The sequence below is a fragment of the Staphylococcus debuckii genome (assembly GCF_003718735.1).
GTDB classification, from domain to species: Bacteria; Bacillota; Bacilli; order Staphylococcales; family Staphylococcaceae; genus Staphylococcus; species Staphylococcus debuckii.
In genome coordinates, this window is sequence record NZ_CP033460.1 from 2,172,261 (window position 1) to 2,185,442 (window position 13,182).

11 protein-coding genes are annotated in these 13,182 nt (G+C 32.4%); 4 read left to right on the forward strand and 7 right to left on the reverse strand.

The genetic code is table 11. The features are described 5' to 3' along the window. Window positions 1-46: 46 nt before the first annotated feature. The 5 genes from CNQ82_RS10465 to CNQ82_RS10485 all read right to left on the reverse strand — a co-directional run bounded on the left by CNQ82_RS10465 (window position 47) and on the right by CNQ82_RS10485 (window position 7,699). Complete coding sequence (locus CNQ82_RS10465) at window positions 47-3,265, reverse strand: type I restriction endonuclease subunit R (RefSeq protein ID WP_123145208.1); 3,219 nt, start codon at window positions 3,263-3,265, stop codon at window positions 47-49. A gap of 12 nt (window positions 3,266-3,277) precedes the next feature. Beyond that, the gene (locus CNQ82_RS10470) at window positions 3,278-4,435 is read right to left on the reverse strand and encodes a restriction endonuclease subunit S (RefSeq protein ID WP_123145209.1); all 1,158 of its coding nucleotides are present in this window, start codon (window positions 4,433-4,435) and stop codon (window positions 3,278-3,280) included. Beyond that, window positions 4,428-6,119 (reverse strand): class I SAM-dependent DNA methyltransferase, encoded by a 1,692-nt coding sequence (locus CNQ82_RS10475; protein ID WP_123145210.1) that lies wholly within the window; start codon window positions 6,117-6,119, stop codon window positions 4,428-4,430. Before CNQ82_RS10475 ends, CNQ82_RS10470 begins: the two co-directional genes overlap by 8 nt. Window positions 6,120-6,299: 180 nt before the next feature. Then, window positions 6,300-6,743 (reverse strand): JAB domain-containing protein, encoded by a 444-nt coding sequence (locus CNQ82_RS10480; protein ID WP_123145211.1) that lies wholly within the window; start codon window positions 6,741-6,743, stop codon window positions 6,300-6,302. A 413-nt stretch (window positions 6,744-7,156) separates the two neighbouring features. Next, window positions 7,157-7,699: a helix-turn-helix transcriptional regulator gene (locus tag CNQ82_RS10485; protein ID WP_164711965.1), complete on the reverse strand. Its 543-nt coding sequence runs from the start codon at window positions 7,697-7,699 to the stop codon at window positions 7,157-7,159. A gap of 194 nt (window positions 7,700-7,893) precedes the next feature. Here CNQ82_RS10485 and CNQ82_RS10490 point away from each other — a divergent pair, with 194 nt between their 5' ends. The 4 genes from CNQ82_RS10490 to CNQ82_RS10510 all read left to right on the forward strand — a co-directional run bounded on the left by CNQ82_RS10490 (window position 7,894) and on the right by CNQ82_RS10510 (window position 12,149). Continuing rightward, window positions 7,894-8,280 (forward strand): hypothetical protein, encoded by a 387-nt coding sequence (locus tag CNQ82_RS10490; protein ID WP_120380551.1) that lies wholly within the window; start codon window positions 7,894-7,896, stop codon window positions 8,278-8,280. Beyond that, window positions 8,264-9,580, forward strand: coding sequence for an FtsK/SpoIIIE domain-containing protein (locus CNQ82_RS10495; protein ID WP_123145213.1), 1,317 nt, complete (start codon window positions 8,264-8,266; stop codon window positions 9,578-9,580). Before CNQ82_RS10490 ends, CNQ82_RS10495 begins: the two co-directional genes overlap by 17 nt. Before the next feature lie 94 nt (window positions 9,581-9,674). Further along, complete coding sequence (locus CNQ82_RS10500; protein ID WP_123145675.1) at window positions 9,675-10,784, forward strand: replication initiation factor domain-containing protein; 1,110 nt, start codon at window positions 9,675-9,677, stop codon at window positions 10,782-10,784. Window positions 10,785-11,090: 306 nt separating this feature from the next. Continuing rightward, complete coding sequence (locus CNQ82_RS10510) at window positions 11,091-12,149, forward strand: tyrosine-type recombinase/integrase (protein WP_240624883.1); 1,059 nt, start codon at window positions 11,091-11,093, stop codon at window positions 12,147-12,149. Between the two features lie 71 nt (window positions 12,150-12,220). On the opposite strand, the gene rpsI is transcribed toward CNQ82_RS10510, so the two are convergent. Next, complete coding sequence (gene rpsI / locus CNQ82_RS10515; protein ID WP_047130843.1) at window positions 12,221-12,613, reverse strand: 30S ribosomal protein S9; 393 nt, start codon at window positions 12,611-12,613, stop codon at window positions 12,221-12,223. A 19-nt stretch (window positions 12,614-12,632) separates the two neighbouring features. Continuing rightward, on the reverse strand, window positions 12,633-13,070 hold the full coding sequence (gene rplM / locus CNQ82_RS10520) for a 50S ribosomal protein L13 (RefSeq protein WP_123145216.1): 438 nt from the start codon (window positions 13,068-13,070) through the stop codon (window positions 12,633-12,635). Window positions 13,071-13,182 lie beyond the last annotated feature (112 nt).

Genomic DNA, 13,182 nt, shown 5'->3' on the forward strand with positions numbered 1-13,182 from the left:
TACAGGTATTTTCCAACCCATTAATAAAGCGCGAAATTACTATTCATTAAGATACAGCACTTTCAATCATAGCTTCTTCCATTAAATGTGTCATAATAACTTCTGTTTTTACATTAAACGTTTCTTTATCATAGCTATCTGGTAATGTTTCATCTAATAATGCTTCTATCTCAAATTTAACAGCTTGTCTAGGTTGCTCGTCTTTATACCAGTCAATGACGTTCGTTTTACTTTGTTCATTTTTAATAGACTCGTATAATCTCTTCGCAGATAACTTTACTTTCTCTTCTTCTTTTTTCGTTAACTTATCTTTCTTTAACAAGTCATATATCTCTAGCTCCTCTTCAGTCAAACCTTCTTTGACATGCCGTTCATCTTCTCGCTTTAGATTATCTACAAAATCAACCAGATCTTCGTAATAATCTTCATTTGTAGAGTTACCGGAATTATAACGATTAATTAACTCTTTATATCGCTCCACAAAATTAGTTCGCGTCTTATTATCTTCTAGAAGTTTGTTTAATTTATCTTCAATAAATGATCTCAGTTCTTGAATTTCTATGTTTTTATAAGGAGACTCGTTGATTGTTTTACGAATATCATCCGTATTTATTTCTGATAGATTTAATGTTTTCATCGTTGTAACTTCGTATTTATTTTCTCCTGCATCTTCTTTAACATATTTAGATTGTACGCTTAGATCTAGGGTTCTATTAAGTGCTATTTTTGCACTGTCAATATTCTCTTCTCTAACAGATGCTTTAATCATATCACTTAGATAAAAAATAATAGATAGATAATTATTTTTCCAATCAAATTCAAATATCTCTGGTTTACAAGCTTCATATATGTTCTTACACAAATTCGCATAAATCTTAAATTCCTCATGATACTCATCTTTATCTAATAAGATATTCGTATACTGTTGAAAGAGGTCAATCTGATCAAACGTTTCATTTCTTTGAAGGATTGCATCTAAGTTTATATTTAGTTGATTACAAAACCCTCTTGTTTCTTGAATGACATCTTCTAATAATTTTATCTGTTCCTCAATGTTTTTCACAGGCATGTTGTCATCACTATCAGGATTTGCATAATCACCAAGAGCTTGCTTCATGTATTTAAATAAGTTGAGGTAATCTACAATTAATCCAGAGTTTTTTCCTGGAAACACTCTATTAATCCGTGCAATTGTTTGCATTAATGTATGACTTTTCATCGGTTTATCTAAATAAATAGTTGACGTATTTGGTGCGTCAAATCCTGTTAGCCACATCGCACAAACAAATACAAGTGATAATGGATTGTTAGGATCCTTAAAGTTATCTTCAATGTCATGCCCATTTTCATCAATGTGTTTCATCCGTTCACGATGCTTCTTAAAATCTAGCCCCTCATTTTTAAACTTTTCATCTTCATTGCCATCTTCACTAACAACGACAGCCATCTCCACTTGTTGCATATATTTTATTTGATTATTAATCCGTTCTCGTTCTTCTTTTGAAGGAGCACTCGAACGTTTTTGATATAATTCTTTTAATTTTTCATTCCAGTAATATTTTACTTTGTCATACATACGTACAGTAGTGAATTTGTCTACAGATATAACCATTGCTTTACCTAAATATCCCCTATTAGGAAAATGTTCAACAATATCCTTTGCTACAATATTTAAACGATCATCACGTTTTAATACCTCATTCGTTTTGGAATAATGGTTAGATAGCTTTTCCTCCTCTTCAGGAGTCAGGTTTTCATCTTCAATGATCTCTAAATAGTCATCTTCTAAAAAGTCATTCGTTAACCATACTTCAGGAACTCTTCTCGAATAATATAAAGGTACTGTTGATCCATCTTCAATTGACTGAGCAAAGTTATATTCACTAACATAGTCTCCAAACCATTGATTCGTAAGACGTTTTGAACCTAACAATGGAGTACCTGTAAAAGCAATATATTGAGCATTTGGTAGAGCTGTTCTCATGTTTTGTGCTAATGATTTGTACTGTGTACGGTGTGCTTCATCTACAATGACGACAATATCATCCCGCTCAGATAATACTGGGTAGTTCTTCCCTTTATCATAACGGAATTTTTGTATAAGTGTAAATAAGAATGGCTTATTCGTTTGTAAGTCATCTCTTAATGCTACACCATTTTTAGGATTAGCCGATTCCTCTTCTGTGACTGTTTCTGTTCTTAGAAAGTTTTTATACAGCTGATCATCTAAATCTTGCCGATCAGTAACCATTAAAAACGTAAAATTCCCGGTTGTTTTTCTGTTAATCTTATTAATAAACATCGCCATTGAATAAGATTTACCACTTCCCTGAGTATGCCAAAACACACCTAGCTTACCGTTTAATTCTTCACGATTTTCAAATGATTTAACTCCATTATTAACACCTAAGAATTGGTGGTTTTTAGCCAATATTTTCATTCTTTTATTTTCAAATAGAATAAAATTCTCAACATAATCGAGTAAAGTTTCATGTTTCAAAAGATTCTCTAACAAATACTGAATACTTGTTCCCTCAGAACGTATTTGTTGACGATTTATTGTGTCATCTTCTGTTGAACGTAACCATTCGAAAAAGTGATTGTAATTGGCTGTAAAACTACCTATTCTCGTTTCAGATGCATTTGATAGAACGCACAATTGGTTAAAATGAAATAATTGCGGAATATCACGAATATAATCTTGTAAGTTTTTATCATATGCCGTTTTTAATTTAACATCTGAATTCTTTAGCTCAATAAAAACAATAGGCAATCCATTCACAAATAAAAGTAAATCGGGTCTACGATGTTGTGTTTCTCCTTTAATCCACATTTGGGAAACAAGTGTAAACGTATTATTAGATGCAGTATTAAAATCAATGATACGAACTGTTTCATATTGTTTCTTACCATCTTTTTCGAATTCTACATGAATCCCGTTTTTTAACTGTCTATACCGTTCATAGTTAACGACCTCAAGTTCTTTATCTGTAAAAGGACGTCTGAAGTCTTGTACAATATCTTTCAATAAATTTGTTGGTATATGTGGATTTAGACTTTGCAAACTTTCAAACAACACCTTTGGGAGAATTACTTCCTGTATATTCGAGCGCCCTGTTCCATCCTTTTCACTTTCTAATACATTTAATGAAGAGAACACTTTATTCGCATTGATGTTTGCATTAATAAAACTATAATATTCATTTTTCGATAACACCTGAATACATGCTTGCTCAATCATATCTTCGGTAATTGTCTTCCTCATATTGTCCCTCCTCTATTTCACCTCAATTGTACCGTTCATCAAACGGGGTAAAAGAAGATCACGCTGTTTTGATAAGTTTTGATTTTGTTTAGATAAATTAAATATCTCTTTTAATATATCCTCAATTAAATTGTTGAATTTCTCCAATATATCTATTAATGGCAATATAATTTTTATGTTTTTAAAGTTTCTTTGATTTAACCCAGGTTGAGCAGAGGTCATGCTCAGAGCTTGCATTAGATCAAAATATGATTTTTGTTTTAATGTGAATAATAAGTAGTTTTGAAGTATAGATTCTTTACTACTGACAAGGAAAACATGTTCATTTATAGCTGTTTCCTTGTATGGAAAGTCATCTCTAAACATTGTGACTTTCCCTGTGTAAGCACCATCCTTATAAACAGCAATATCTTTACTCCGAACCTTACCTCTAGTCATTTTTTTATAAAAACTATAGGGAATCAGATATTCATTAGTATTAATATACTCTCCTAATCCTTTAACATCTCCTGCGCCTAGACTAACTATCATGACTTCTTCGCTTGTCACACTTTTAGGTCTGCTTCCAGATTCTAATCTAGATATAATTTCACCCAATTTTACATTTTCCCATCCTTCAGGTATCCCTTTATCAAACTTTATATTTTCAGATCCTGGAAATCTCATTCGCACAAACCATTCTTTGTAAATTTCCTCCGCTGTTTGTTCTAAAACTTCAATTCTACGGTTGTTATTTTCGATTAATTTATCGTATGTGGAAAGAATTTTTGCTATTTTTTCTTGTTTCTTTATATTAGGGATTATTATTTTTAACAAGCCGATATGATTTCTGTTTAATGTCGGAACTCCTGCTCCTGAATTAAACTGCTCTAAACCCATTGTCTGCAAAAAGTAATATATAAAATTAATATCATTTCCTTTAGAATCTTTTACATATAAAGTTGTGTTCAATGGCCAAGCCTTTTTGTTAACGACTTGTACCTTGCCTATGGAACCTGAACGTCCTACCGTTACTACAGGTGAATCAACTTTATATTCATCATGATAGCCACGGATATTAGTAGAAGCAATAACTGGATAATTTCCTTCCCTGCTTTTATCATGGGGTAAGTCGTATCCCCTTTTTAAAGTAACAAAGTCTTTTAATTTAATTGTTTTCCAATCACTCATATTCAATCACCAAACTATCCAAATGCTTTCCTATTTGTTCTTCCAAATCCTTTGCTTCTTTATTTAATTGTTTAAACTCTTCATTTAAACCCGATAACTTCCCCTTAAATTGCTCAGCTTTCATGCCATCATCTTCTATGACAACCCCCACATATCTTCCAGGATTTAATGAATAATCTTGATCAATAATTCCATCTTCACCATCAAGCTTAGCCACTTTACATAAACCTATTACATCTTGATATTTTCCATCAGGAAAACGTTCCAGTAACCAATCAATTTGTTTTTGGAAGTATTTCTTATCCTTTTCTGAATCTGAGTTATCTCTACTAGTTTCATATTCCTTAATCAGTGAATAAAAGCTCTCACTATCTCCTTCATATAAACGGTTAATAATTGCTAAATTCTTTATTTGTTCGTCAGAAAACTCTCTTAATGCACGATCAACTTGAGTAAATATATTGCGTGCATCAATAAATAGTATTTCATCTTCCTTTTTCTTTTGTTTATCAAAAAACCATAATGTAGCTGGTAAAGTTACAGTACTGAACATATTAGATGGAAGTGCAACCATTTGAGAAACAATGCCATCTTCTATTAATGTTTTACGGATCTCCTTTTCGCTATGTCCTGCATCTGAGGCAGAGTTTGCCATAACGAGTGATGCTTTTCCTGTTTCATTTAATGCAGTGGCAAATTGATTAATCCATAAATAATTTCCATTCGGTACTTTTGGCTTTTTACCTTTAGTTTGAGGTACACCATATGTATTAAACCTTTTTTGCTCCTTTACTAAATCCAATTCAACATTGTCAACATTAAATGGTGGATTCGCTAATACGTAATCAAAATTACCAAATGAATCATATGGATCAGCATAATATGAGTTTGCCTCTGTTACCTCTCCACGAATATTATTTAAAAATAAGTTCATTTTTGCTAGCTTAACCGTTTCACCAGTGCGTTCTACTCCATAAGCTCTTAGATTTAAAGGTGTTCCACCATTCTTTACTTTATGTTCTTGAGCATAATGAGCTGTTTGAACAAACATACCACCAGAACCACAAGCAGGATCTAATATCTTACCTTCCATTGGTTGTAAAACCTCAACCATATAACGTACGACAGTCCTTGGTGTATAGAACTCTCCTCCACCTTGCCCTTCAGCTAATGCAAAATTACCTAAAAAGTATTCATACACTTCCCCAAAAATATCATTTTGAGAATCTGTTGGAATGTCATTAAAGTTTCTGAGTAGCCTGTTTAAAATTTTGTTGTTATCTTCCGCATTTAAATTATGATAATTATCTTTTGGTAATACGCCTACAAACTCTGGAGAATATTCTTCAATACCTTCCATTGCATCCTTAATTTTATTCGCGATATCTTCCTCTTCATTTAAATTAAGTAAATATGAAAAACGTGATTGTTTAGGTAAGTAAAACCCACATTTTTCAATTGCAATCTCTTCAATCTTTTTTTCACGTCTTCCACCTTTTAACGCCTCGTACTCTTTCATAATTTCATCTTCATGTTGTTCATATTTTGCATCAGCGAACTTTAAAAATATTAATCCCAGTACGGGAATTGAGTATGCAGATGCTTTTAAACCTGAATTCGCACGTAATTCATCTGCTGTTTCCCATAAGTTTTTCTTTAAGTTATTCAGTCTTTCTTGATTCAATGAAAATTCACTCCTAAAGTTAATATTGGTATATCATTTGGTTTTTATATTTTAATCTCTTAATGTCTTGTTTTATATACTTTAGACCTACAATTACATTCTACCATAAATTAGCTCTTACTTTTCAACCGACACCTGTCATATGTAGATCCTTGAAGAAAAAGGGAGTATTTCTCCCTTTTAAAAATGCCCTTTCTCTTTCAAACTTGTAAACTTACCTTCGTTATTTACTACTAGATGATCTAATACTTCAATTCCTAGTAGCTTGCCAGCCTCTGCTAAACGCTTTGTTACGCTGATATCCTCCATCGATGGTGTAATGTCACCACTTGGATGCTGATGTGCTACAATAACGCTTGCTGCATTATTGAGTATTGCTGATTTAAACACCTCACGTGGATGTACTATCGAAGCATTTAATGAACCAATATGACAACGATGAACTGCTACAACATGATTCTTTGTATTTAAACACATAACAAAGAATACTTCCCGGTCATCACGTCCAATAAATCGAGAAGCAATTTCTGCTCCGTCTTCAGGACTTTTTATCATATAATTTACACCCTCCTCAGCTTCACAAATAATTTGTTCGATACGTACAATCTCTAAAATGGTTTCCATCTAGATCAACCTCTCTTATGTTATTTTTGACCTTTTTGGTCACCATTCCAACAATCTCCGCATCGATTAATGTCAAGTGGCGTAAGTAGCGACAGCTATCAAGTGATTCGCAGATATGATGAGTAAAGCCCAATAAATTAGAGTGCGTTTAAAGCGTTAATTGCTTTATTACGCACTCTGCCATTATATCCGAAGAACGAAAACCCTTTACATAATCGATAATACGTCCATACTTTACGGACGCATTAGGAGATTACAATCAGGGGAGCTGAAAAGGAAAAACAGAGCCATCCTATTCACACACATTATGAGATTATCTATTTTAAAGTATTGAAGATTATCAAATATGCTTTCATTAATTCAAATAGTTATATACCTAAAACAATACATGACAATACTTCATACATAACCTATTATCCAAGTACATCTAGAACGTTACTATCTGTAAAATCTTCAATATCATGTATTTCTTGTGAATCTTTTTCATTAAAATATAATTCATCAAATATACTTTTCATAATTGGTTTATGTTTTTCAAAAATACCTTCTCTTAGTTCATTATAAGCCTTCTCTTTTTTACCCTTATCTATATTAAAAGAATATTGTCTATCAATATACAATTCATTTAGGTCTCTCAAAAAATCTCTAAACTTAGAATTTATTAATAAAACCACATCATCCCCATTGTGATTTTTTCTATTTGTTATTTTAAAAACTTTATTTAGAGATTGCAAAACCTCTACCATCGTATCCCTTTCATTGATAATATCATTTTTGCAATATAGCCAGTCCAAAGACACATCAAACATTTCTGATATGATTAATGCTTGATCTATTGGTATTTGTCGTTCACTCTCATATTTTTTTATTGTTGCAAGTGACAAATTTAATTTTTCGGCTAATTGTTCTTGAGTAAGATTTTCCATTTTTCTCAGTTCACTTAGGTTATTTTTCATATAAACCCCCACAAATAATATATTTACATCAAGGTGATACATATAGTATACCTTGATATAAATATATTACAAAGAGCATTGTGAAATGTATCATTCGAAATACTGTTAGTCACTTATAAACACATTGGTTTTCTTATAAAGTTATAAGTAAGTTAGCGCTAACTTAAAAAACTTATAGAAAGAAGGAATTTACAATGCCAATTGCAAATGCATGGGTTTTTACTGAAACCAACTTCAATGCTGAAGAATTTTTAACTAACACACACAATCTTTTTAGATTAGTATCACAACGACCGTACACAAGTAAGAAAGATCCTAGTGAAAGTGGAGTAACATTAACTTTATTAATCACTAAAGATGATACGGAGTATGGAATAGATAAAAAAAGTGGTTTAGAACGTGACAACAATGTCCTAAACACCTTTGATGTAACTGTGCTTAATAATAAAACTTCTATTAATGTAAAAAAAGGCGAATACGTGAAACTTATTAATTACATTCCAGAGAAATCCTTTGTTATAGAGTTTGATTTGATTTTAAGATTTGAAGATGTTGAAAAAGTAAATGTCAAGACAAAGTAAAAAAATCAGTACAAGTAGAATCCAGAATGGGATCTATCTATACACAACACTTATCTTTCTTATAGTAATAACATTAATCATCTTAGTGGTAGACAATTTATTTGAAATAGGGGTTACGAAATACAGTACCCCCTATTTTATAACCGCCATCGCTTCAATAATTATAATACAAGCTTTAACTTGGATGATAAGAAATAAGGGTTATAAAGGGATAAAGCATGCCCTAGTCCACTATTCTATTGTACTGAATTTAAGAAGGGCTTTTTTAGATTCAAATTACTATAACATTAGATTTCGCCTTAATAAAAAAACAGCACGGCTACCAAGAATTAAAATTGAATTTGAAAAGGGGTTATCCGTCGGTAAATTATATATTGAAAACATTCATATGGAAAAAGATATAAGTACCAGTAATATATCGATTGCATTAAATAGATATGTTGTAGAAAGAAGTTACTTATCAAGAGATGAAAAATATTATATATTCGATATTTTTGATAGCAACATTAATCGCCAACTTACTTTTCAAAGTTCAGATGGATTACGAGAGCATGCATTAGGTTCAGATGAACAACATCTATTCATAGATAAATTCACAAGCATACCAATGCATAGTTCATTATTTGTTGGACAAACAGGATCTGGGAAAACATACGCACTGTATTCCTTGATTCTTCAAATGCTACTCAAAAAGGAAAAGTATAATCTCTACTTTGTAGACCCTAAAAATTCGAGTCTATCAGTTGTTGGTGAAAAGGTATCTAGTAATAATACAGCGAGCTCTTTCGATAAGATTATTGAATTGTTAAGGAGATTCAACGAACTAATGGATCTTAGAAAAATCGAAATAAAAAACAAACTAGAATCTCAACTTGAAGCCACATATGCAGACTTTGGGCATTCAGCACATGTTTTAATGTTTGATGAATTTGCTAGTTTTCAAACCGTTTTGCAATCCATGGAAAAAAAGAAGCGTGATGAAGTAATGAAACTAATATCACAAGTTGTTTTACAAGGAAGACAATTAGGATTCTTTATATGGTTTGTCATGCAAAAGTCAGATTCGAATCAATTACCAACATATATTCGTGAAAATCTCCCAGTAAAATTTGTGATAGGGAATGCGGAAAAGCAGACATACGTAACAGCCTTCGGACCAGGAGTAGATATTAAAGAAAAGGATTTCCAATTAGGTGAAGGACTTTTAGTTTGCCCTTTAATAGCAAACCAACCAAAAATTTGTCACTTTAGTTATTTAGACTTCAATATTCTAAATGCTGTGGAGGATTTAAGTGAGTAAGCGGGGGTTATGTAATAACCCCCGCTCCAAAACAAATAAACTACTTACTAAAGGCTGTTATAGCAATGTTTATTTACTTAAAAGGAGTGGTTTTTTGTTAAATGTTCAGGTTGATGAGTTTACATTAGTTTTACAAGCAACAAAAAGACCTTCTTCCATTGAAACATGGCCTAGTCTAGCAAACTCTTTAATTTATGAATTTACTAGGTTATCAAACATTGAGTTAGTACTTGGTGAATTAGTGAATTCTACTGATTCGCTACCAAGAGGATATTCACAAGGGTTCTCTTGTGAAAATGTACCATACTATTTTTCAATTGCTTATCATACAGATTTTATCCAAATGGGGGTTTGTATAAAGTTTTCTGCGCATGCTTGGATGAAATACAGGGAGCAGTACGAGGTTCTTTTTAATCGTTCAATACAAATACATCAATTCATATCGAATATAAATAATAATAATAATTTATATTCCTCAAGGCTTTCAAGAATCGATATTGCAATTGATTTTATTGATGAAGGTATTTCAGTTAATACTATTTATAATCAACTATCTAGAAAGAACCAAATTGTTAAGACTTCATCTGGTAGACGAAATTTATCTAGTTTATCAGCATTAACTAAAAACAATGAAACCTCTACCTTTTATTTAGGTACAAAAGGGAAAAATATAAAAGCATTGCTGCGAGTTTATGATAAGAAGAGAGAACAAGTAGAAACGATGGGAGTTCGTTATCAAGAGTCTCTTAAATATAATAATTGGATAAGATTCGAAGCAGTGTTTAAAGGTTCATATGCACACGATATATCTGCTAAATTAGGAAACATTAAAAACGATGTAGAATTAAAAAACTTACTTGTTTCTGCTTTAACTGATCGTTATCTTTTTTATTATGCAAAGTCTAATAAGTTAACAGTATATAGCAAAAAGATGCTTAATCTACTCGAAAAACAAACTTTTATGTTCAACTCTCCATCACCACGAATGAATTTATTAGAGCAATCTCAACAGCACATTTTAAATGGTTCGGGTTTATTCCCCTACTTATATAAAGTTTGGGATATTTGGGGAGATAATGGATTGAAAAAATGCCTAGAATTTCTTTATGAAGAATTCGAAAATTATGAGCCAAATGATGATGTAATATTGTGGCTAAATAAATATTCAATGTTATATAAAAAACAAGGTTATCCATTCAAATAAATAAAATAAACACATGAAGGAGCTGATGCTATATGAGCATCAATAAAAACATTAAGAACTATCCTTATCTTTTAACTCGAGAACAAGCATCTAATTTTCTTGGCATAGATCCAAAATCATTCGATAAATATATACGACCACATGATGATCTTGAACGTTTTATGGTAGGAAAACATGAACGATATACAATGGAGTCTTTAATTAACTTTATCGAATCGCAATCTATCTAACGTTTTAACAGTTGATATTATGCTAGTTACAGAATACAATACAAGTGTATTCAACTAGCATCTATCAACTTATTTTATGAAAGGAATTGATAGTATGGCTAGCATTGTAAAACGTGGTAAATCATACAGAGCACAAGTTTCACTGTATAAACACGGACAGCATAAAAAGCTATCGCAAACATTTACAACTAAAAAAGAAGCGAGACTTTGGGCATTAGAAATGGAACTAGCAAAAGGTGAAGGGAAAGAACTTGCATATAGAACAACCTCATTTGCTGATTTCTTTGAGAATTGGATATACCTTGTTAAAGTCAACGATGTGAAAGAAACAACTTTCCAAAATTACGTTCGTGCTCTGGGCATCATTCGTAACTTGTTCGGTGATATTCAATTAAAAGACCTGAATGATATAGTTGTTCAGAAGAAAATTGATGAATATGCAAAAACACGTTCCCGAAAAACAACGCATGAAGTTCTTCTAAAGATAAAAACATCTTTACGTGATGCATATGCTCGTGGCTATATTGCAAATGACTTTGCACCGTTAGTAAAAACACGTGGTGTTGATCCACCAAAGCGAAACAAAGCATTATCGATTACAGACTTTAAAAAGCTTCGTAATCACGTTTTACAGCATCCAGATGATGAATTTAAGACATTAGTATTACTTGCACTAGAAACAGGAATGCGACGTGGTGAACTACTGGCAATCCGACCCAATAGCCTCTATGAACACGGTATAAAAGTCAGACATTCAATCAGCCCTACTTCTGATGATACTTCATTAAAAACAGAAAATGCAAAGCGTGATGTATCTATTAACAAAGAAGTGTACGAGATTATTCGTCAGATACCTGTGAAAAAGAATGGTTACATTTTTAACTTCGAAGGATTTAAACAATCAGAGATGTTAGCAAAGTTGCTAGAGGAATTGGGAATTGAAAAAACAACCTTTCATGGCTTACGTGATACACATGCATCATTCTTGTTTGCCCAAGATATAGATATTGCATATGTATCAAAACGATTAGGTCACATTAATATTCAAACAACGCAAAATTATTATCTGGAATTAATGCCAGAAAAAAAGCACCAGCAAGATGCCGATGCTTTAAATCTGTTAAGTGCATTATAAGGTTCAAGTTTATGATTTGAACCAACTTGAACCAAAAAACCTTTGTAAACGTTGGTATATAAACAATCCTATTAACGTTTTGAGAATTGTGGAGAACGACGTGCTTTTTTAAGACCTGGTTTTTTACGTTCTTTCATACGTGGGTCACGAGTAAGTAATCCAGCGCGTTTTAAAGAACCTCTGTACTCAGGATCTGCTTCTAATAACGCACGAGCGATACCATGACGGATAGCTTGTGCTTGACCTGTGAAACCGCCACCGTGAACGTTAACTAAAACGTCATAGTTACCTTTAGTTTCTGTAACTTCGAATGGTTGGTTTAAGTCTAAGATTAATGATTCAAATGGTAAATATTCACGTACGTCTTTACCGTTTACTGTGATGTTACCTTCGCCTGGTACTAAACGTACACGTGCTACTGAGTTTTTACGACGGCCTGTGCCTCTATATTCAACTTGTGCCAATGTAATTTCCTCCTTCTAATTAACCACGTAACTCGTAGTTTTCTGGTTGTTGTGCAGCGTGTGGATGTTCAGCGCCACCATATACATATAATTTTTTACCTTGTTTTTCGCCTAAGCGTGTACTTGGTAACATGCCTTTGATTGAAATTTCAAGTAAACGTGCTGGGTTTTTCTCTCTTAATTCACCAGCTGTGATTGATTTGATTCCGCCTGGGTAGTTAGAATGACGGTAGTAAACTTTGTCTGAAGCTTTTTTACCTGTCATTTCGATTTGTCCAGCGTTGATGATGATTACATAGTCACCACTGTCAACGTGTGGAGTAAAAGTTGCTTTATGTTTTCCGCGTAAAATAGTTGCTACTTCTGATGATAAGCGACCTAAAGTTTGGCCTGCTGCATCGATAACATACCATTTGCGCTCAATGTTTGATTCATTAGCCATAAATGTTTGACGCATAATAATTGTCCTCCTAATAATAACTGCTATGCAAGTTGCTTTTTTTAAAACAATGTTACGATTCAAAGCTCAGATAATATTCATTTAGTTGATTTTAATTCGACTTTGCTTC